The following is a 21,520-nucleotide window of genomic DNA, read 5'->3' on the forward strand; positions in this document are numbered from 1 at the left end:
CTAATTGATTTTTACTTTTGCCTAACTTCTAACTTCTAACTTCTAACTTCTAACTTCTAACTTCTAACTTCTAACTTCTAACTCAAAATACTACCTTTGCAAAAATTAATAAAAATGAGCGATGTAGTTATTTGTCCGAAATGTAGTTCTGAATTTACTTATGAACAAGATAATTTAATGGTTTGTTCGCAGTGTTTTCACGAATGGGATCCTAAAGAAGCTGGAAATGAAGATCAAATTTTAGACATCAATGGAAATGAACTTCAAAATGGAGATTCGGTTATTGTAATGAAAGATCTTCCGGTAAAAGGAGCTCCGAAACCTGTAAAAGCAGGAACTAAAGTGAAAAATATCCGTTTAAGACCAAACAGTGATCATAATATTGATTGTAAAATTGATGGTTTTGGCGCAATGGCTTTGAAATCTGAATTTGTAAAGAAGGCTTAAGTTCCAATAATTTTAGTTTTTGGCAATTGGTTTTAATCTTAAATCTAATTGCCAAAAGCTAATAAAAAAAAGGAAAGAATTGGACAGAGTACTCTTTCAAAGACCGGATTGCAGAATGCTAATTTTGGTCTGGAAGGCAGAAAGAGAATTAACCAAAAATTTCCCTATGTTGTTGTATTACAAAGATATCGAAATAAGTAGGATGAAAATTGTTAATTCGTTGAAAATTATCAACATACTAACATTAAGATACTTAATATTTTCTTAATATTAATACTCAAAAGTAATATGAATTGAATTTTCAAGCTGATGAGTACTGAACATCACCATTTCTCTGCTTTTAAATTTAATCTTGTTCCAGTAATGATTTCCTGCGAATCTGCTTTCTAAAACTTCTGCTTCTTCACCATTTTCAGAAATCTTGATCTGATGCGGATAATAAAAAAATCTGGAAATAGGTAAGTCTGAAATTTCATTCTCACTGAAAATATTTACTTCCCCAAAAAGCTTTGCTACATAAGGATTGTAAGGGTTTTTATATGTTTCCTCGGCAGAGTTATTTTGAATCAGTCTTCCGTTTTGTAAAACGATAATTTGGTCGGTCCATGCAATAATATCCTGCAGTTCGTGAGTAGAAATTATCAAAGAGATATTGTTTTCTTTCACATATCTGAACAGTTTTTCACGAAGTTCTATTTTTCGGGCAAAATCAAGATTGCTGAATGGTTCATCAAGTAAAAGCAACTTTGGAAGTACAGAAAGAGCTCTTGCAATGGCAACTCTTTGCTGTTGTCCGCCACTTAAATTTTTTGGTAAAACATTCGCAAATTCAACCAAACCTACAACATCCAAAAGTTCTAAAACTTTCTCTTTTTTCTTAGCTAAATTAATATTAGAAATAAATTTACCCACGTTATCTGCAACCGTTGCATAAGGCATTAAATCGAAATTTTGTGCTACAAATTTCATTTCAGCTTCACCCGGAACAAGATTTCCTTTCGGTCCCATCAATTTTCTGCCTTCAAATAAAATTTCACCCTGATTCCAGTCGTGTAATCCGTAGATAAGACTTAAGAGTGTAGATTTTCCGCAACCGCTTTCACCTGCCAATGCAATAATTTTACCTTCATCCAGTTTCAGATTAAAGTTTTGAAAAAGCGGTTTTTCCTGAGAATGAGAAAAATATAAGTTGTTTATCTCTAATAGCATACTGCAAAAATAAGGGTTTTTGGGGAAGACTGGCATATTTTTAGTAATTTAGCCATGCATAAATTATATCAAAATGAAAAGAATATTATTTTCTCTCGCTATTTCCGCTTTGTTCACTGTTGTTTCTTGTTCTAAAGAAAAACCGGTAACAAGTGATACCAATGAGGTCACAACAACGAAAGACGGAAGCCGATTTGTTTTGGATACTTTAAACAGTAATGTAGAATGGAAAGGATATAAGGTTTTTAAATCTGAAAATACGAGTCATTTCGGAACCATCAAATTTGAAAGCGGTGACGTAACGATAAAAGACGGAAAACTTGAAAGCGGAAAATTTGTGGCAGATATGGCATCTCTAAGTTCAGAAGATTTGAAAAATGATGCTGAAAAATTAGAGAAACTTAATGGTCATTTGAAAAGTACTGACTTTTTTGAGGTTGAAAAATTTCCAACATCTTCTTACGAAATTACAAAAGTGAGCTCGTCTTCAGAAGGCGATTACAATACCATTTTAGATGGTAATTTAACAATAAAAGGAATTACAAAACCTGTGCAGTTTAAAGCAAATGTTGCAGTAAATGGAGCAGAGGTAAGTATTGCAACTGAACCTAAAGACGTTATGCGGGAAGATTTTGGAGTGAAATTTCAATCTCCTGCTGCAAACGGAGTCATTAAAAATGAAGTGACACTTCAGATTAGAGTGAAAGCTTTAGAAAAAAAATAATTTAAACAAAACAAAGATGAGTAAGGTTGTTTTAATAATCAGTATTGCTTGTCTGATATTTTTATTGAGTCTTCAGGTTCTTTATTATATTTCTTACAGCAATCAAATCATTCAGGTTTTTGGAGAACTATTTACAATTCCAGCCATGCTGTTTGTGGTTTTTGCATTTTTCTTGAGTTTGATTAATGTGCTGAGAAAAAATAAAGAGTATTATCTGGTTTTTGGAATTAATATTTTTACAATTTTAATAAGTATCGCTGCAATAGCGTTTTTAGATTAAATCAAATCAGCTTTAAATAGCAATTATATAATCTGTTTCTCATGAGACAGATTATTTTATGATAAATTGAAAAGGTTTTTTAAACTGAAAATCGTATTTTTGCAAATACATTTTTTTGAAAGGGTAAAACAATGATTGAAAAGATAGAAGAATTGCTTGTTGAGGTTAATGGCTTCAATACGACAAGTAAAGAGGAAATAGAAAACTTCCGAATCAAGTATAATGGGAAAAAAGGAGTTCTGAATGATTTTTTTGAAAAATTTAAAGAAGTTCCAAATGACCAGAAGAAAGAGTTCGGACAGAAAATCAATACTCTGAAGCAAGCGGTTAATGTAAAGCTGGAAGATTTAAAAAATGCTTCTGCTTCTTCTATTATTTTAGAAAAAGAAGATCTTACAAAACCTGCTTTTCCTTTAGATTTAGGATCTAGACATCCAATTAATTTAGTGAAAAACAGAATTATTGAGATTTTTAAATCCATTGGTTTTGCCGTTGCAGACGGACCGGAAATTGAAGATGACTGGCACAATTTTACTGCGCTGAATCTTCCGGAATATCATCCTGCCAGAGATATGCAAGATACTTTCTTCATCGAGCAGAATCCGGATATTTTATTAAGAACACATACTTCTTCGGTACAGATTCGTTATATGGAGGAAAATGAGCCGCCTATCAGAATTTTATCTCCAGGAAGAGTTTTCAGAAATGAGGCTATTTCTTCACGTTCGCATTGTATTTTCCATCAGATTGAAGGTTTGTATATTGATGAAAATGTGAGTTTTGCAGATTTAAAGCAGACGATTCAGTTTTTTACTACTGAACTTTTTGGAAAGTCTAAAATCAGAATGAGACCTTCATTTTTCCCCTTCACAGAGCCAAGTGCCGAGATTGATGTATATTGGGGATTAAATTCTGAAACCGATTATAGAATTACCAAAGGAACAGGCTGGCTAGAAATTATGGGTTGCGGAATGGTAGATCCTGCTGTTTTGAAAAATGTAAATATTGATTCTGAGAAGTATTCAGGATACGCTTTTGGAATGGGTATTGAGAGAATTACAATGCTTCTTTACCAAATGAGCGACATTAGAATGTTCTTTGAGAATGATATAAGAACTTTAGAACAGTTTAAAACATTGTAATTAATTTAACATAAATAATTTTTAATCCTGTGAATTTTCACGGGATTTTTTATTAACTTTATAAATCACTTAAAGACGAATCTTTTTTAAGAAAAAAATACATTTTTTTATAGAATTCAGAGAATAAAGTATAAGTGTTGTGATAGGGTTTTTTCCGATTTACAAAATATATCATTCTAAACAAATGATAATATACCAGAATGTTTTTGCAGTCTGTAACTAAGAGTTCAAATCTGATACTGATCGCAAAAAGCTTTAAATACATGTATATGAAGTCAACAGATAACCAACCTAAATCGTTAAATTTTAGATTCAGAAAAATCGTTCATTACTCTCTTATCTTTTGTATTTTATTGATACAGCTTATCATTGCAGGCTTTTTTTATAACGAATTTATCAATAGAAAGAATTTAGCATTCATTGAAAATCAATTAAAAGAAGTAAATTCTCTTGAAAACTTAACAGATAACTCCAGAAAAGAGCTTTTAAACGCTCAAAATTCTCTTCAGCAATATCTTGTAAATGCTGACAAAAAGTATTTGGATTCTTATTTCGCATCTTTAGACAAATTAGGCGCAAATTTAGACAACATTAATAGCTATGAGGCTAAATTTCCTAAATTAAAAAATATATTATCATTTCAAAAAAAAGACTCTTTAGGCAGTAAAAACCTGAAGCTTTTGGTTGATTCTACTTATCAATATTCTACCCAATCAAATTTCAAAGCTCCCACTCCTTTACCTTCGCTGAAAAAGTATGAGAGCAATTATAATTTGGATAAATATGATTTTCACGTAGAAACAAAAACGATTGCTGATACGGTTAAGAAAAAAGGTCTTTTCGGACGTTTGGGAGATGCAATATCCGGGAAAGAGAACGTACGTAAAGAGAGTACAATTATTACCGTGAAACAAGGAAAGATTCCGGAAGCAACTGCTATAAAAGCTGATGTAGACAGTGTAATGAATCTTGTTCAAAATTATTATACCGGAGAAATAAAGAAAATGCAGGTACAGGTAATCGGAAAACAAAATAACAACAGTAAATTTTATACCATATTTAATAAACTTCTTATTTACAGTAATGGGGTGATGAATATTTACGATTTTGCGATCAAAGATTCTAAGGCTGATCTTGAAAAAGAATATGCTCTGCGAAATTCTGAAAACAATAAGATTAGAACAAATCTGATTTTGGGAGCAATGGTTTTGATGTTTATTGTGTCTATATTAATAATGTATCTTACAAGAATCGCATTTATATATGAAAATCAACTCAATGCTGCCAACAAGCAGATTAATGAGAACCTTAATTTTAAAAACAGAATTTTGGGAATGTTGAGTCATGAACTGCGTTCACCCTTGAAGATTATTGGAATTTTCATCAGAAAGATCAATAAAAAAACGAATGATGATAGCATTAAAGAATACTTAAAGTCGATCAGTTTTACCAATAATACCTTATTGATGCAGGCCAATCAGATTTTAGAATATACCAAAAATCAACATGTAGAAAACCAGTTAATACCGGTGGTTTTTAATCTTAAAAATGAAATAACTTCTATCTTAAATTCGATAGAACCTTATATTGAAACAAGAAATAATAAGTTTCTTGTTGAAGAAAATATAGACCCGAAAATTGAGGTGTATTCTGATAATACAAAGATCAATCAGGTTTTCATGAATATACTTGCCAATGCAAACAAATTTACTGAGAACGGAGAAATCAAGGTAATTACCAAAGCAGAATTTATCGATGAAAATACTGTTGCTTTAACAACCATAATAAGTGATACGGGAGTGGGAATTTCAAAATCTGATCTCGAGAAAATATTTGAACCTTATTACCAAGGTGTTTTATCTGAAGATGTAGAAAACCTGGGTGCAGGTTTAGGATTGAGTTTATGTAAAGAAATTGTAGAGTTGTATTCTGGAAATATCTCGGTAGATAGCGAACAAAATATAGGAACAACAGTAAGTTTCACTATTAATTTGAATGTCAATAAATGAATAATTTAAAAACTAAAACCATTAATTTTTTACTTGCAGATGATCATAGCCTCATAAGGCAGGGCGTAGAATTTCTTATCGAAGAAATTGGTTTTGAAGGCGAGATTTTTCATGCATCAACGCTTCAGAAAGTTTTAGAAGCTGTAGGAATGCGACAAATAGAAATTGTAGTAATAGACGCTATTTTTCCAGATGGAAACAGTCTGAATATAATTTCTGATATCAGAAGTCTTAAGCCAGATATTAAAATTCTGGTGTTTTCTGGAGTAGACGAAAGTACACAGTCTATTAAATATATTAATGCCGGAGCCAACGGCTTCCTAAGTAAACTGAGTGAAGAAAGTGAAATAAAAGAAGCGATTCTCAAAATTCATCAAACCGGAAAGTATATCTCCTCTATTACCCAGGATATTTTAATTGATTCTTTGCAAAATCGAAGCAGCATCAATCCTTTACAAAAACTTACTGAAAGAGAGCTGGAGATTGCCGAGCTGTACGCAAAAGGTTACGGGAATCTCGAAATTGCCAATAATCTTAATGTAAAGCAGAATACAATTAGTACCATTAAGAAACGGATTTTTGATAAACTACATATCGAAAATGTAGTTGATTTAGCAGACTTAATCAAAAACTACCATTAGTTTTATTCTTATTTATTTTCCTAATCTATTTTTGTAGATAAATATCTACAACAGCATCGAAATACATCTACAACAAATATTAGCAAGATACCTCTGTATCTTGCTATTTTTACAGTATGAAAGATGAACGAAAAAAGAATTTATCAAAAAATTTTTTTAAGGTCATTAATCTAAAAGTCAGTTCAGAATTTTGAAAATATTCAAATAATAATAAATTAAAATATTGAAGCTGATTTAAAAACACACATGATGAAAAAAAAAATAAGTGTCTGATTGCGGAGCTGAAAAAAAGCTCTGCAACTGGATACTAAAAAGTAAAACCAAATCAGTATAACATATAAACACAAATTGATTAACCTAAGTGTCATCATTGCAGAGCTGAAAAGCTCTGTAAACGATGCCTTACAATCAATAAATATATTTATTAAATACAAATGATGAAAACTGTGAGTATAATCACAGATTTAAAAATAGTTTTTTTAATATGTATTTTAGGGATAACGTTTTTCATGGTAATAATCCCTAGAAATGATTTCAAAGCATGTTAATTTAGGTTGGTAAGCCTTCGGATTTTTCCGGAGGCTTTTTTTTGCACAGCTAAATGAAGCGCTTTGTATTTTTATGATCATCAATAATTTCTTTTTAAAAATCTTCTAATCCAGTTGTGGGTCTATTGGAAATAATTGCAATAGCTGTTCATAAACAGCGCAATGTTTTTGTAGATAAATATCTATGCAGGCATAGAAATACATCTACAACAAGTATGCGGAAAACATTTCTAAATCTTCCTACTTTTACAGTACAAATGATAAACGAAAAAAGCTCAGTATTTTGAAAATATTTAAAGAAAGATAGATTTAAAATTTGAGGTTAATTTCAAAAACACAAATGATGAAAATATATGTGTCTTATTGCAGAGCTGAAAAGCTCTGCGAAAAGATGCTAAAAATAAACACAAATTTATTATAACACATAAACACAAATGATATAGCCCTAAGTACTAATAACAGAGTTGAAAAACTTTGTTATAGGTACCGGGAAAATTTTTCATAATAATACCTGGGAAAATAGTTCCACAAGTATGTTAATTTAGGTTGGTAAGCCTCGAGAGAAATTTCTGAGGCTTTTTTTATTGGTCTAAAAAATAGTTAGAATGATGTGTTTATACACTTTACTTTTAGCTTAAAAGAAATTATAATCTAATAATACACGAGTTTTTTCATGTTTTCTTTAATATACTATTTGTGCAATTATAACAAAAATAGAAACTTATAAGTAGATTTTTAGTCCACAACCCAAACGATAAACTGATACTCGATATCGTTTATTTAGTAAACTTTAGAGGAAATTTCACGTTTTTGTAATCATCAATACTTGCCTTCAAAGAACCAACTGCCAATTCAGCTTTAAGCAACAAAGGAATGTGATTGTAATCATTGCTTACCCACATTGTAACCCCTTCTTTTTCTTTAAAAACCCTACCGCTTTTTACAGAAGGAATAATTTTCAAAGCATTAATAGTTCCGAACTTTGTCTTTAAATTTTCAGTTCCGGTCACTTTAAGCTGAAAAGGAAACATTTCATCATCAATCCATACATTCATATTAATAACGGTTCCTACTTTTAGTTCTGCAGGCGTTTTACTTCTTAGGTAATAAAAACATGAAAGCATGTCTTGTACGCCTTTTACAGACTTTATTAGCTTTGAACCATTTGCAGGAGTTTTTTTATCTGTTAAAATCAATGTTTGATTATCGTGATTAAAAACGGTCTGAAAATGCTGTGTATAGCTACCTTCTTTTACATTTCTTACATAAAAGCTAGGCAATTCTGTATCGATATTGATGTAGCTTTCATATAGATCTTCAACTTTAAAAAAAGCTTTTACAGCGCCCGTGGTTTGCCCAGTTCCTTTTACGTATAAATGTGGAACTCCTTTATAGTTAACTTTCTTGGTTGTAAGGTTCGCTGTTCCTGCATTTAGAAATCCGTAATGTATTCTTAGACTAATCGATTCTCCATCTGCGACATTAGCCAGTTGAGAGTAACCCAAAAAGAAGGCGAATAAAGTGATGATAGTAAGTATCTTCTTCATAATTTACAGTTTACAAAAACGCTGCCAATTTTTTAATTATCAGCTTCTTGCGTCTATTTGATAAATCTCAGTTTTTTATTTGCGTATAATTAAATATGCTTCGCATTAAAATTAGTAAATTTGCAGCTACAAATTATTAAATTATCATCATATTATGATCACTACAGATATATTGATTATCGGCGCAGGACCAACGGGGCTTTTTGCTGTGTTTGAAGCTGGTTTACTTAAAATGAAATGTCACATCATCGACGCACTTCCTCAACCGGGAGGTCAGTTGGCAGAATTGTATCCTAAAAAACCGATTTTTGATATTCCGGGTTATCCTTCTGTAAATGCAGGTGAATTGGTAGATAATTTAATGGAGCAAATCAAACAGTTTCAGCCGGGATTCACTTTAGGAGAAACTGCAATCTCTTATACAAAAGTAGATGATGAATGGTTTGAGGTAATTACTAATAAAGGAACTGTTCACAGATGTAAAGCAATTGCTATTGCAGGTGGTTTGGGAACTTTTGAGCCTAGAAAACCTACTTTTGAAAACTTGGCAGACTATGAAGAAAAAGGTCTTGAATATTTCGTGAAAGAACCAGAACATTTCAGAAATAAAAAAGTTGTGATTGCCGGAGGTGGAGATTCTGCCTTAGACTGGAGCGTTTTCTTGTCGAATGTGGCAAGTGAAGTGACTTTGATTCACAGAAGAAACGAGTTCCGTGGTGCTTTAGATTCTGTAGAAAAAGTACAGGATTTAAAAAATCAAGGGAAAATTAAATTAATTACTCCTGCTGAAGTGACTGGAGTAAAAGGAGACGGAAAAGTTGAAGCCATTACGGTAGCTGTTGACGGACAAGATCCTTACGATATCGAAACAGATTATTTCATTCCTTTATTCGGATTGACGCCAAAGTTGGGCGAAATCGGAAACTGGGGTTTAAATATTGAAAAAAATGCAATCGTTGTAAACAATGCATTAGACTATCAAACTAATATCGACGGAATTTATGCAATTGGCGATATCAACACTTATCCTGGAAAATTAAAGCTGATTCTTTGTGGTTTCCACGAGGCTACTTTGATGTGTCAGAGTGTTTACAACAGATTGAATCCGGGTAAAAAATTCGTTTTAAAATATACAACTGTAAGTGGAGTCGATGGTTTCGACGGAAGTAGAAAAGAAGCTGAGAAAGCGGTTGTAAAGAAAATAGATTAATCTCGTTGTTAGTTGTTGGTTATTAGTTGTTAGTAAAACAAAAGCCATCAACCATCAACCATTAACCATCAACGAAAGATGAGCGATATAAATATTAAAATTACCGATAGGGAAGGTGTTACGCATGATATTGCTGCTCCTACAGATATGTCGATGAACCTGATGGAAATTATCCGTGCTTATGAACTAGCAGAAGAAGGTACCATCGGAGTTTGTGGCGGAATGGCAATGTGTGCATCGTGTCAGGTTTATGTACTGGAAGATCCGGGACTTGAGCCAATGGGCGATGAAGAAGACGCAATGTTGGGTGAAGCTTTTCATGTGGAAAGCAACAGTCGATTGGGTTGCCAATTGCATATGGTTCCTTCGATGGAAGGTTTGGCTGTGGCAATTGCTCCTTATCCTTAGAGAATTTTTTAAATTACAATATAAACTCCTGAAGATTTTCTTCGGGAGTTTTTTGTTTATAAACGTTATACTTTATTTTTAAAATAATCAATTAACCAAAGTATCGGAGCACCTTGTACTAAAGATATTTTTATTTTACTGTTAGTAACATTTTCATTTAAAGATTTTAAATAATCTATTTGACGGGCACTGATTTGCTCTTTGTAAGTGATGAGATTTTCTTCAAGTTGAGTTAAATCAAATATTTTTAAATCTTTAAGCTGTGATGAGAAATTATTAGATGATATGTAAGTAGAATCGAACTTAGGATTTTCATTAAGCTTTAATGCTTTCTTGATTTCATTTTCAATTTCTCGCAAAAGTTGATTTTTTTTCACAAACGCAATGATTGTTGATTCATTGATTTCAATGGATTTTTCTTTACTTTTTAAATTTTTAGTAATCGTGTTTTCAAAGTCCTTAATTTCCTTTTTTAGCTTTGTAAATTCAATATCGGCTTGCTCAAGTAATGCCGCTACTCTGTAGAATGTTCGTTTTGCTTTTTGAGGAATTTGGGTAAAAGATTTATAACCCAAATCATGTTCTATTTCTGCCCACGAATGTTGAAGTATACTCCGTATCTGAATTTCAAATTTAATATCTTTATACTCTTCATACCCGGCTGTTTGTGCTTTATGATCATTCAGTTGTAAGATGTAATGAACGCTTCGGTACCCAAATTTATCAATTTCAATATTTCTTTTATCAATAGAATTTTCCCAGTCAATTTTAAATTCTTTGTTAAGGATTTCCTCTATTTTTGAGATATCGTCTTCGAAATAAGTAATGATCCGCAGTGCTAAAATATCGGTAATATCATCAAGCTTCTCGTATTTATTCTTCTTGATGACTTTCTGTGCAAGACTTTCTTTGGTTTTTATCCGGCTTAAAATTTGATGGATCGAAAAATTTTTACACAGTTTCCGTAATATTTTCTCTACTTTAAAACTAAAGGATAAATATAAAGGAGATTTTTCCTCATATTGAGTTAATATTTTATTTAAATCATCATTTATCATAATAATTAGTCATCATTTAAATTTACAAACTTTTTAATAATAATTCTCTAATTATTAATTAACTTGAAAGTTTAGAATTATTTAAACTTCCTCTTTTGAAATCCATTTCCCAACAGTCGGAGCCTGATAATTTCTCATTTTTTCTAATAATTCATCAATAGAATCACTCACCAAAAGCATTTCCTTATTGATTTGTTTTAAAAATCCTTTATCGACCATAGTCTGAACAAGTTTAATTAAATCATCATAAAATCCGTCGATGTTCAAAATAGCAATTGGTTTTTTATGAAGTCCGAGTTGTGCCCAAGTTATCATTTCGAAAAACTCTTCCAAAGTTCCATAACCTCCGGGAAGAACGATCACACCGTCGCAAAGATCATTCATTTTGGTTTTTCTTTCGTGCATCGTTTCTACCAAAATAAGTTCGGTAAGGTCTTGATGTGCAATTTCTTTGGATTGCAAAAAGTGGGGGAGAACGCCTATTGCTTTTCCGCCTTCCTGTAAAACTCCGTCAGCGACTGCACCCATCAATCCTACATTGGCACCGCCATAAATGAGTTGGATATTTTGTTTTGCCAAAGTTTGTCCTAATAAAGTTGCCTGTTCTTTATATAATTCGTCCGAACCAAAACTTGATCCGCAAAATACGGTGATACTTTTCATTGTTATATTATTAATTATTTTTTCCATTTTATTTTTACGGCAGACATAATTTCCAATTCTAATCTTGTGTCTGATAAAACCTCAAATTCATTTTTTAAATAGAATTCTAGTGGCGATTTGTAAAAATTTCCGTTAAGTTTTTTATCATTACTATTGTCAATGACCCAGCCGTTTAGCTCTTTTTTATTTTGTTTCAGTTCATTCAAAACTTTTGTTCCCCAACCTTTACCATGAAGGTTTTCAGATAGAATGATCGCAAACCATGTTTCACTTTCTCTTTCAAATGTTATTGCCCAACCTTGAATTTTTTTATCATCATTCATTAAAAGAAAATGATTGACTTCATTGAGTTTTTCAAGATAGTTTTCAAATCCACCGATACTTTTATAAGCTAGTTTTTCAGGATATTCATTATTCCACAATTGCAGAATCTGTTCTTTTTGTTCTTGATTAAGTTGATGAGTATTTGTGATCTTCATTGGCGTATTTTGAATTTTAATATGCAGGAAAATTATTGATAAATAAAGCGAAAACTATTAATCAATAAATTTTGAGCTTAGATTTTTCTTTTATTAGGAGATTGCCTGTTTGAGAAGAAAGATAAAACTTCTACATTGTTATCTTTAATACGATAATATACGGTGTTGAAAGTAAGAATGATCGCTTTGTGAATGTTTGTATGTTCAGACATTGGAAAAATATATGGATTCTGAGAAATTATTTCCGAGAAACTTTCGATTTTGCGAGCAAATTTTGTTATTTCTTTATCTGAAAAGTTTTTTTGAAGATATTCAATTGTTTCCTCCAATTCGCTCAATGCATTTGGAGTCCATGAAATATTATAGCCACTTTTCATAGAGTTTTCTGGCTTCAGAATGTGGTTTTACATCATTTTCATCAGCTTCTGCTATTCCTTTTTCAATTGATTTTTTCTCTTCGTCTGAAATAGAATTCCACCAGTCTTTTGTTTCTTCTTTCCTGAACTGAATTAGCTTTTTGATAATAGAAGTATCTTCCAAGGTAGATAACCATTGAATGAGTTCAAGCTTTTCGTTGAGAATTTGTGAGTTCATAATTCATATTTCTTATTCAAATTTATGATTTTTAAATTAAATTTTAATTCTAAAACCTAAAATCCGGGAAGAAAAGAAACAAAAATATCCAAAATCAATCGACTTTGGATATTTTCAATATAAAAATTACATTCTTATTTCAATGGGATATTTGCTAAAATATCTTTTGTGAAACTCCAGAATTTCTGGGTTGAAGAAATGTTTGCCTTCTCATCAGGAGAGTGAGCTCCTCTGATGGTTGGTCCGTAACTTACCATTTCCATTTCTGGATAATTAGCACCGATAATCCCACACTCTAAACCTGCATGACAAGCTACAACATGTGGTTTTTTTGAAAATTTTTCGGTATAAATTTTTTCTAAAACTTGTACAATTTCAGAACCTGGTTTTGGTTTCCATCCTGGATAAGATCCGCTGAATTCTATATTCATTCCGGCTAATTCTGATACCGATTTCAATTGTTCAGCCACCGAATCTTTAGAAGAATCTACCGATGACCTTGAAAGGTTCAATATTTTCAGACCGCCTTCTTTTAATTCTACTCTTGCCACGTTGTTTGATGATTCTACCAAATCCTTTACATCCGGGCTCATTCTGTAAACGCCGTTGTGAAGAGACTTTAAAACCAAGATAATTTTCTTTGAATCATCTACAGAAAGTGCTTTTTCAGAACTTGTAGAGTTTTCAATATTAATTTGAAGATGAGCTTCAACAGAAGCAAACTCTTCTAAAATTTCTTTTTTGATTCCGTTGGTTACATTTTCAATAAATTCACCAGCATTTCTCACAGAAATTAAAGCAACAGATTCTCTCGGGATTGCATTTCTCAAACTTCCGCCATCAATTGAAATTAACTGAACGTTTTGGTTTTCCAAAGCTTTATAAAGAATTCTGCCCATAATAATATTGGCATTTCCAAAACCTTTGTGGATATCCATTCCTGAGTGACCACCCTGTAAACCTTTTACTTCTATTCTTACAATTTGTCCGTTAGAAGTTTCTGTTGGATAGTTTTGGGTTACCGTAACGTCAATTCCACCGGCACATCCGATATCGATTTCGTCATCTTCTTCTGTATCTAAATTTAAAAGGATTTGTCCGGTCAATTGTCCAGGTTTTAAACCTAAAGCTCCGGTCATTCCTGTTTCTTCATCGATAGTGAAAAGAGCCTCCAAATCAGGATGTGGAATGTCTGAACTTTCAAGAATCGACATAATAGTGGCAACGCCTAAACCGTTATCTGCACCCAATGTTGTTCCTTTTGCTTTTACCCAGTCTCCGTCAACTTCCATCTGGATCCCTTGAGTTTCAAAATCAAAATTCACGTCGTTGTTTTTCTGGCAAACCATATCCAAATGTGATTGCATAACAATCGATTTACGGTTTTCCATTCCCGGAGTAGCTGGTTTTTTAATAATCACATTTCCTACTTCATCTACAGTAGTTTCCAGTCCTAAATTTTCACCAAATTCTTTGATGAAAGCAATTACTTTTTCTTCTTTTTTTGACGGTCTCGGAACAGCATTTAATTTGGAAAAATTCTTCCAGATAATTTGCGGTTCTATATTGGATAGTTCCATAAAAATTTATTTTTATCAAAATTACGAAATAAAAAATGCTCCCGAAATTCAGGAGCAATATTTTTGCTAATTGCTAATTGCTAATTGCTAATTGCTAATTGCTAATTGCTAATTGCTATTAACATCCACATTCACCATAAATAGGAATGGTCGTTTTGCTTCCGTCTGGTTTTTCAATGGTTAGAGTACCTTCAAAAAGTAAAGCTTCTTCGTGTTTTATTTTTTTACCTTTTACAGAGATTTTATAATTTTCATTTTCAATTTCTTTGGTCAGCTCTTCATCTACTTCCATGTCGCTTGAGGAAATCAAATTCATAGCGATTCTTTTTCCGTCGAGCTTCATGTAAGCCGTTTTTCCTGCATCATCGGCGTAAATGTATTGTTCATTTTCAAAATCTGCTTTGTTTTTTGCAAAATAGCAAGAGCATTCTTTGATTTCTTTAGGGAAAGGAAATACATCAACTAAAACTTTCTCAGGTGCAGAATCTGTTTTAGCAGAATCCTGAGCAATATTCAGAGAATCTGTTGGATTTGAATCTGGAACGGCTTCTTTTTCCTTTTTACAGGCAACCAAAGTTAAAGCTGAAAAGAGAATGATAAAATATTTCATGTGTCTAAGTTTTGTATATAAAGATTGTAACTAATTTTAATGAATAATCTCTTCAAAATGTAAGCCATCATCAATAGTTAATTGCAATCTTGGTATTATCCTCTTGCTCTTTCAAGTAAAACCATCATCAATAAAGATAAAACTACTAAACTTTCGTCTTCGTCATCAATATCAATGAGTCTGTCAAGCTGGAATCTTCTTCCAAACATCGAAGGCATTTTTTTTAGCTTAAAATATTCTTTTCCATCCATTCCTTTTACGGTGTAAGACGGGTTAAGAAAATATCCGGTAAACATTCCTACGATTGGTATTTCACCAACCATCCCGTCAAAAAACTTTACCCATGCATTATCTTCCGTAATGGTAAATTTTTGCTGATCAGCTTCGTCTAAAACATTGTAAGAAGATTTCCAGATAGAACGCATACCTTTTCTAGCCAATCTTCCGAAATTTTTTCCGATTGTATCTTTGATAGAATAAGATGCATTAAAATCAATCCATTGGTTGGCCTGAATTCTGAAAAGCTCTTTGGTTTTGCTTTCATCGTTGAAAACAATAACGTCTTCTTTTAGTTTAAACATCTTCTGACGAACGTAAGCTACATAATTTCCGTTCCTGTCTGTAATGTTGAAATCGCTGGCAAGCGTTGTGATTTTAAATTTAAAATCCAGCGGATAGTTGAGGTTGTTGAGTACCATTTAGTTTATTTCTGTTTAATATTTTGATGACCAAAGATAATGGTTTTTTCAGATTTATGAATGATAACTAATGATTCTAGCAGAAGATATAATCACTTAAATTTTAAGCCGCAAAGTTATCAGTGTAATTGAGGATCTACTATTCATATTTTACAACTATAATTCTTATTTTTGTGCTATGGATTACCCAAGTAAAGTATTGGCAAAAGCAGTAGATGAGATTTCCGGACTTCCGGGTATTGGGAAGAAAACCGCTTTGCGTCTTGCGCTTCATTTACTTAAACAGCCTAATTCCAGAGCGACAAGTTTGGGAACTTCCATTATCAATCTGGTTAACGAAATTAAATACTGCAAAGAATGCCATAATTTCTCAGATTTTGAGATCTGTGATATTTGCAGTAACGATAAACGGAATGATGAATTGATCTGCATTGTGGAAGATGTACGCGATGTCATTGCCATCGAAAATACCGGAAAATACAGAGGTAAATATCTTATTCTGGGTGGAAAGATTTCTCCGATGGAAGGAGTTGGTCCTCACCAATTGAATATTCCTAGTATTGAAAAGAAGTTACAGCAAGGTTTGGCAAAAGAATTCATCTTTGCTTTAAGTGCAACTATGGAAGGTGATACTACGGCTTATTATATTTATAAAAAATTCAAAAACTCGGGGGTTCAATTTTCAAGTATTGCAAGAGGGATTTCCGTAGGGGATGAGTTGGAATATGCAGACGAAATTTCTTTGGGCAGATCTATTACCAATAGACTTCCATATAACGAAAAGGATTAAGAATGAGTAAAAAACTTTCGATCATTATCGTTAATTATAATGTGACTCAACTGTTGAGAAACTGCCTTTTTTCTATTGAAAAATATACGGAAAATATTGATTATGAAGTTATTGTAATTGATAACAAATCCACAGACAGCTCTTGGAGTGACCTCATTCCTGAATTTCCAAAAGTACATTTTATGGCTTCTGAAATTAATGGAGGTTTTGCCAAAGCTAATAATAAAGCGATAGAAACAGCAATCGGAGAATATTTATTGATTTTAAATCCGGATACAGAATTAGAAGGCTTTTATTTAAATGAAATTTTAGATTTTGCAGATTCTAAAACCAATTTTGGATGTTTAGGTGTAAGAATGCACGATACCAACGGAAATTTCCTTCCGGAAAGTAAGCGGTCGGTTCCTGATATGATGAATTCTTTTGAGAAATTATTTACCAATTTTAAAAAGAAAAATTCAAAATCATATTATCGCAATGATGTAGGTGAATATGAGATTGCAGAAGTGGAAGTTATTACCGGAGCATTTTTTCTGACTAAAAAGGAGGTTTACGAAAAAGTTGGAGGTCTCGATGAAAGATATTTTATGTATGGTGAAGATATTGATTTGTGTTATACGTTGTTGAATAGCGGTTACCAAAATTACTATTACGGAAAATCTTCTATCCTTCATCACAAAGGCGAAAGCACCATAAAAGATGAGGTGTATCTTGAAAGATTTTACGGAGCAATGCAGATTTTTATTGATAAATATTATCGAGAAAGTAAACCTCTACAATATTCATTTATGAAAGCAGGTCTAAAGTTAAGACATAAGATAGAAAAAATTAAACTTAAATAAAAAAAGCAACTCGATTGAGTTGCTTTCATTTTATCTTAAATAAAGTATTTCTTATTTATTTGCCGGAACACTTACCGGAGCTGAAGACTGAGAAGCTGGAGCTTTTCCTGCTGGAGCCTCTTTAGTTGGAGCTTGTGGAATTACTGGTGCTGCTTGTTTAGGTTTCCCGGTAACAACAACGCTTATCAAAATAAGAACGATAATTACCGCTCCTAAAGTCCAGGTTGACTTTTCCATAAAATCATTCGTTCTCTGTACTCCAAATTGTGCAGGAGATGCACCTCCGAAAGTACTAGAAAGACCGCCACCTTTTGGGTTTTGAGCCATAACAACGATTACCAATAAAATGCTGGCAATCATAATAAGAATCATTAATAGTGTAAATATAGTATCCATTAATTTTAATATCTTTTTGAATGGGCAAATCTAATGTTTTTTTACCAAACTGCAAAATAAGATTTGAGCTAAAAATAGAAAACGGCAGCAATTGCTACCGTTTTCATTAAAAATATATTAATTCTTATTTGAAGTCAGAATCTTTAGCTTGGTTTATTTCGTATGATTTTACTTTCATCACCATTTCCATACCCATTTGATTAACCGTAATTGTGTAAGGCATTTTCACACCTGAAACATCTTTGTAATCAGCAAAAGTTGTAGGAACTGTGAAAGTTTGTCCCTGTGTTTTCACAGTTTCAGTTTCACCAGTTTTAAGACCCGTTTTTACGCTATAATAATAAGCTTTATCACCAGATTTGATTGCATAAGAATCTTCACCGTTAATCTTTTCAATTCCTGCCAATTTGTAATCTGCAGATTTAGCAAAACCTAATTCTTCGAAAAGTTCAGTGTTTTTCAGGTTGTCAGCAATTTCTTCTTTAGTCATCTCAACTTTTTGTCCCATTTGCTCAGAATAACCTGTTTTTCCGTCGAAAACTTGTTTTTGAACTGTCATTCCACCAGCAGAAACTGTTTGGAGTTCTTTTCCACCTTGAGCTTTAACAATTTTAAAATCAAGATTCTGTCCCTGCATAGACATTGATGCATTTGTTGTATATGAAGACACTTTTGATAAATTAGCTTTTCCACCAATTGCATTGATGTATTTATCAACAACAGAAGCTACTGTTACATTAGCATCAACTTTCTGAACTGTTGGTTTTGCAACAGGATTTGCATTAGCATCAAAATATTTTACAGGATAACCTAATTTTTCTAATCCTTCAGAAATATCAGATGCTTTACCAGCGATGAAAATTCTGCTTTGGTTTGGTAAAATAGTTGCTTTTACCGCGTTAGAAACGTCAGCTGCAGTTACTTTATCAATAGATTTTAAATAGTTAGTGTAAAAATCAGCGGGAAGATCCTGAACTTTTTGGTTAACTGCAAATCTTGCAATCGTTGCAGGTTGCTCTAATGCCATGATGAAGCTTCCTTTCAATTTAGCTTTAGCATTTGCCAATTCTTCAGGTTTTACTGTAGAAATACCATTCAGTTCGTTCATGAATTCTTTTACAGCTTTATCTGTTACTTCATTTCTTACGCTAGCTTTAGCAGAGAAAGAAGGTGAATATTTGCTTGCTGTTAAACTAGAGTATGCACCATAAGTGAATGCGTTTTTCTCACGAAGATTCATGAAAAGTCTAGCTTCTCCACCGCCACCAAGAATGTAGTTGGCAATTGTTGCAGGGAAGTAGTTGGCATCTTTCATTTTCAATGTATTTAGGTTTCCTACAGAAACTACAGATTGTACTGCAGAAGGAACGTCTACTACATTGATTTCAGTTTTAGCAACATTTGAAGCCGGTTCTAAAGCTGGGAATTTTGTATCCGCTTTTTGCCAGTTGTTGAAAGCTTTTTCAACCATTGGCTTTACTTGGTCAAATTTTACATCACCAACAATTACAAGGTAAGCATTGTCTGGAGCGTAATATTTTTTGTAAGTATTTTGAACGTCAGCTAATTGTATCTTATTGATAGATTCTTCTGTTTCAAATTCTCCTCTTGAAGTATTTTTTCCGTAAGCTAATGCGTTTGAAACTCTTGAAGCGATTGCATCTGCGCTCTTCTCTGAAGATTTTAAACCTTCAATAGCTCTTTCTTTAGATTTTGTGATTTCGTCAGCAGAAAATTTAGGATTGATGATCGCATCAGCCATTAAACCTAAAACTTCAGGGAAATATTTTGAAAGCGAGTTTGAAGAAGCTCCTGCAGAAGAGAAATTTAAGTTAGCACCCAAAAAGTCTATTTTTTTGTTGAATGCGTCTTTGCTTAAAGTTGTTGTTCCGTTACCAAGCTGATCTGCCATGATGTCGCTTACTCCAGCTACATCACCTTCGAAATAAGGCTGTCTGTCCATAGAAAGACTTACGTTTACTCTTGGTAATTTATTGTTTTCAACTACCATTACGGTCATCCCGTTTTTAAGCTGAAAAGTTTTTGGCTTTGCAATGTTAATCGCAGGTGTTGGTCCTGGTTTTGGCATTGCATTAATATCAATTTTTTGTGCAGAAAGCATTCCTGAGAATAAAAATGCTACGGCTATATAGGTAAATTGTTTTTTCATTGTAAAAAATTTAAAAATTTATAATCATATTTAAAACGTGAAGTTTTTTATACGATTACTTTTTTTCAGGTAAGTAGTTAAGGATGATTCTCTGGTTAGAATTTAAATACTTTTTAGCCGCATTCTGTAAATCCTGCTTTGTGATTGACTTGTAGATGTCGATTTCCTTGTTGATTAAGTTAGTATCTCCCATCAATACGTGGTTTGTAGCTAAAGAAGCTGCAATTCCCTGAATACTTGAGTTTGCATTTACAAACTGATTTTCGTACTGATTCTGAAGTTTTTGATAATCTTCGTCAGAAATTAAAGTCGTCTGAAGTTTCTTAATTTCCGCATCGATATCAGTCTGTAAAGTCTGCTTCGTTGTTGCTCCCATTGGGATCGCAAAGAATGCGAAAATACCGTAATCTTCAAGACCTTGGTTGAAAGCTGCTACCTGAAGTGCTTTTTTCTCCTGATCTACCAATTTTTTATATAAAACTGAAGATTTTCCGTTGCTTAAATAAGATGAAAGCATATCTAAAACGTAAGCATCTTTTTCTTTGTTACCCGGTGTTCTGTATGCAAAAACATAAGCAGGAAGCTGGATGTTCGGATCGTATGCTGTTACTTCTTTTTCTTTTGTGATAGGCTCGTCTTTCGGGAAGTTTTTAGGGTAAACTGTTCCTTTAGGGATAGCTCCGTAATATTCCTGAATCCATTTTTTTGTCTGCTCAGGCTTGATGTCTCCTGCTACAACCAATGTTGCATTGTTTGGAACGTAATATTTTTTGTAAAACGCCTTGAATTCATCCAATTTTGCAGAATTCAAATCGTCCATAGATCCAATAGTAGACCATGTATATGGATGTTTGGTGAAAAGATTTTTCTGTACGTTTGTGAAAAGATTTCCATAGGGCTGGTTATCCATTCTCAATCTCTTTTCTTCTTTTACAACTTCTCTCTGAGTATCTACACCAATCTGGTTGATTTCTGCATGACGAAGTCTTTCAGACTCCATCCAAAGACCTAATTGCTCGTTGTTTGATGGGAAAGTTTCGTAGTAATATGTTCTGTCGTTCGTAGTGTTCGCATTATTTTGTCCACCGTTTGAAGAAACGATTTTAAACCATTCTCCTCTCTTAATGTTTGGAGTTCCTTCAAATAGAAGGTGCTCAAAAAAATGTGCAAAACCAGTTCTTCCAACTACTTCATCTTTTGCTCCTACATGGTACATGATACCTGTTGTTACTACCGGTGCAGAATTATCTTGGTGTAAGATTACATGTAAGCCGTTTGGTAAATCATACTCTTCAAATTTGATTTGTTGTGCATTCAGCATCGCTCCAAAAAAGGCAGCTGCTGCAACACTAAGAAGTCGTTTTTTCATAAAATAGAAATTGTTTTGTCAATTAGTGTTTTATTTAAATGAATTGTTACAAGTATTTTAATCTTTTTTTAAGAATTTTAAAAGAATGCTAGGTTTACCTAAAAGA

General features: G+C 32.6%; 23 protein-coding genes. 10 read left to right on the forward strand and 13 right to left on the reverse strand.

The window, feature by feature from the left end; genetic code table 11:
• Positions 1 to 114: 114 nt before the first annotated feature.
• Entirely contained in the window at positions 115 to 447 is a 333-nt protein-coding gene (locus B5X64_RS06450; RefSeq protein ID WP_066678057.1) for a zinc ribbon domain-containing protein YjdM, read from the forward strand.
• A 270-nt stretch (positions 448 to 717) separates the two neighbouring features.
• On the opposite strand, the gene B5X64_RS06455 is transcribed toward B5X64_RS06450, so the two are convergent.
• Positions 718 to 1,656: a sulfate/molybdate ABC transporter ATP-binding protein gene (locus B5X64_RS06455; protein WP_079464448.1), complete on the reverse strand. Its 939-nt coding sequence runs from the start codon at positions 1,654 to 1,656 to the stop codon at positions 718 to 720.
• A 73-nt stretch (positions 1,657 to 1,729) separates the two neighbouring features.
• Between B5X64_RS06455 and B5X64_RS06460 the strand changes: the two genes are divergently transcribed.
• The 5 genes from B5X64_RS06460 (at position 1,730) to B5X64_RS06485 (ending at position 6,452) form a co-directional block, all read left to right on the forward strand.
• Entirely contained in the window at positions 1,730 to 2,380 is a 651-nt protein-coding gene (locus B5X64_RS06460; RefSeq protein WP_079464450.1) for a YceI family protein, read from the forward strand.
• Between the two features lie 16 nt (positions 2,381 to 2,396).
• The gene (locus B5X64_RS06465) at positions 2,397 to 2,660 is read left to right on the forward strand and encodes a hypothetical protein (protein ID WP_079464451.1); all 264 of its coding nucleotides are present in this window, start codon (positions 2,397 to 2,399) and stop codon (positions 2,658 to 2,660) included.
• Between the two features lie 131 nt (positions 2,661 to 2,791).
• Complete coding sequence (pheS, locus tag B5X64_RS06470; RefSeq protein WP_066678062.1) at positions 2,792 to 3,802, forward strand: phenylalanine--tRNA ligase subunit alpha; 1,011 nt, start codon at positions 2,792 to 2,794, stop codon at positions 3,800 to 3,802.
• Positions 3,803 to 4,071: 269 nt separating this feature from the next.
• The gene (locus tag B5X64_RS06480; RefSeq protein ID WP_079464574.1) at positions 4,072 to 5,811 is read left to right on the forward strand and encodes a sensor histidine kinase; all 1,740 of its coding nucleotides are present in this window, start codon (positions 4,072 to 4,074) and stop codon (positions 5,809 to 5,811) included.
• On the forward strand, positions 5,808 to 6,452 hold the full coding sequence (locus B5X64_RS06485) for a response regulator (RefSeq protein ID WP_066678064.1): 645 nt from the start codon (positions 5,808 to 5,810) through the stop codon (positions 6,450 to 6,452). Before B5X64_RS06480 ends, B5X64_RS06485 begins: the two co-directional genes overlap by 4 nt.
• Positions 6,453 to 7,776: 1,324 nt before the next feature.
• On the opposite strand, the gene B5X64_RS06490 is transcribed toward B5X64_RS06485, so the two are convergent.
• Complete coding sequence (locus B5X64_RS06490) at positions 7,777 to 8,547, reverse strand: DUF3108 domain-containing protein (protein ID WP_079464453.1); 771 nt, start codon at positions 8,545 to 8,547, stop codon at positions 7,777 to 7,779.
• Positions 8,548 to 8,701: 154 nt separating this feature from the next.
• On the opposite strand from B5X64_RS06490, the gene B5X64_RS06495 reads away from it, so the two are divergent.
• Positions 8,702 to 9,757 (forward strand): NAD(P)/FAD-dependent oxidoreductase, encoded by a 1,056-nt coding sequence (locus B5X64_RS06495; protein ID WP_079464454.1) that lies wholly within the window; start codon positions 8,702 to 8,704, stop codon positions 9,755 to 9,757.
• A gap of 78 nt (positions 9,758 to 9,835) precedes the next feature.
• Positions 9,836 to 10,165 carry a 2Fe-2S iron-sulfur cluster-binding family protein gene (locus B5X64_RS06500; protein ID WP_079464455.1) on the forward strand — a complete coding sequence of 110 codons (330 nt, stop codon included), beginning with the start codon at positions 9,836 to 9,838 and terminating at the stop codon, positions 10,163 to 10,165.
• Positions 10,166 to 10,230: 65 nt separating this feature from the next.
• On the opposite strand, the gene B5X64_RS06505 is transcribed toward B5X64_RS06500, so the two are convergent.
• The 8 genes from B5X64_RS06505 to B5X64_RS06540 all read right to left on the reverse strand — a co-directional run bounded on the left by B5X64_RS06505 (position 10,231) and on the right by B5X64_RS06540 (position 15,847).
• Positions 10,231 to 11,223 (reverse strand): GTP pyrophosphokinase, encoded by a 993-nt coding sequence (locus B5X64_RS06505; RefSeq protein ID WP_079464456.1) that lies wholly within the window; start codon positions 11,221 to 11,223, stop codon positions 10,231 to 10,233.
• Between the two features lie 81 nt (positions 11,224 to 11,304).
• The gene (locus tag B5X64_RS06510; RefSeq protein WP_172459125.1) at positions 11,305 to 11,886 is read right to left on the reverse strand and encodes an LOG family protein; all 582 of its coding nucleotides are present in this window, start codon (positions 11,884 to 11,886) and stop codon (positions 11,305 to 11,307) included.
• A gap of 14 nt (positions 11,887 to 11,900) precedes the next feature.
• Positions 11,901 to 12,365: a GNAT family N-acetyltransferase gene (locus B5X64_RS06515; protein WP_079464458.1), complete on the reverse strand. Its 465-nt coding sequence runs from the start codon at positions 12,363 to 12,365 to the stop codon at positions 11,901 to 11,903.
• A 77-nt stretch (positions 12,366 to 12,442) separates the two neighbouring features.
• On the reverse strand, positions 12,443 to 12,742 hold the full coding sequence (locus tag B5X64_RS06520; protein ID WP_079464459.1) for a type II toxin-antitoxin system RelE/ParE family toxin: 300 nt from the start codon (positions 12,740 to 12,742) through the stop codon (positions 12,443 to 12,445).
• Positions 12,726 to 12,959, reverse strand: coding sequence for a hypothetical protein (locus B5X64_RS06525; protein ID WP_079464460.1), 234 nt, complete (start codon positions 12,957 to 12,959; stop codon positions 12,726 to 12,728). The genes B5X64_RS06520 and B5X64_RS06525 overlap by 17 nt, the downstream gene beginning before the upstream one ends.
• A 134-nt stretch (positions 12,960 to 13,093) precedes the next feature.
• Positions 13,094 to 14,539 carry an aminoacyl-histidine dipeptidase gene (locus B5X64_RS06530; protein ID WP_079464461.1) on the reverse strand — a complete coding sequence of 482 codons (1,446 nt, stop codon included), beginning with the start codon at positions 14,537 to 14,539 and terminating at the stop codon, positions 13,094 to 13,096.
• Positions 14,540 to 14,657: 118 nt separating this feature from the next.
• Positions 14,658 to 15,149 (reverse strand): hypothetical protein, encoded by a 492-nt coding sequence (locus B5X64_RS06535; RefSeq protein ID WP_079464462.1) that lies wholly within the window; start codon positions 15,147 to 15,149, stop codon positions 14,658 to 14,660.
• 95 nt (positions 15,150 to 15,244) lie between these two features.
• The gene (locus B5X64_RS06540) at positions 15,245 to 15,847 is read right to left on the reverse strand and encodes an LURP-one-related family protein (protein ID WP_079464463.1); all 603 of its coding nucleotides are present in this window, start codon (positions 15,845 to 15,847) and stop codon (positions 15,245 to 15,247) included.
• Positions 15,848 to 16,025: 178 nt separating this feature from the next.
• Here B5X64_RS06540 and recR point away from each other — a divergent pair, with 178 nt between their 5' ends.
• Together recR and B5X64_RS06550 are read left to right on the forward strand one after the other, a co-directional pair.
• Positions 16,026 to 16,637: a recombination mediator RecR gene (recR, locus tag B5X64_RS06545; RefSeq protein ID WP_079464464.1), complete on the forward strand. Its 612-nt coding sequence runs from the start codon at positions 16,026 to 16,028 to the stop codon at positions 16,635 to 16,637.
• 2 nt (positions 16,638 to 16,639) lie between these two features.
• Positions 16,640 to 17,479, forward strand: a complete 840-nt coding sequence (locus B5X64_RS06550) for a glycosyltransferase family 2 protein (protein ID WP_079464465.1) — start codon at positions 16,640 to 16,642, stop codon at positions 17,477 to 17,479.
• Positions 17,480 to 17,530: 51 nt separating this feature from the next.
• On the opposite strand, the gene secG is transcribed toward B5X64_RS06550, so the two are convergent.
• From secG to B5X64_RS06565, 3 genes are all read right to left on the reverse strand, one after another.
• Positions 17,531 to 17,875: a preprotein translocase subunit SecG gene (secG, locus tag B5X64_RS06555; protein ID WP_079464466.1), complete on the reverse strand. Its 345-nt coding sequence runs from the start codon at positions 17,873 to 17,875 to the stop codon at positions 17,531 to 17,533.
• Between the two features lie 124 nt (positions 17,876 to 17,999).
• Entirely contained in the window at positions 18,000 to 20,045 is a 2,046-nt protein-coding gene (locus tag B5X64_RS06560; RefSeq protein ID WP_079464467.1) for a M16 family metallopeptidase, read from the reverse strand.
• Between the two features lie 55 nt (positions 20,046 to 20,100).
• Positions 20,101 to 21,414: a M16 family metallopeptidase gene (locus tag B5X64_RS06565; protein WP_079464468.1), complete on the reverse strand. Its 1,314-nt coding sequence runs from the start codon at positions 21,412 to 21,414 to the stop codon at positions 20,101 to 20,103.
• Positions 21,415 to 21,520: the final 106 nt, after the last annotated feature.

Source organism: Chryseobacterium balustinum, from assembly GCF_900168205.1.
Classification (GTDB): Bacteria; Bacteroidota; Bacteroidia; order Flavobacteriales; family Weeksellaceae; genus Chryseobacterium; species Chryseobacterium balustinum.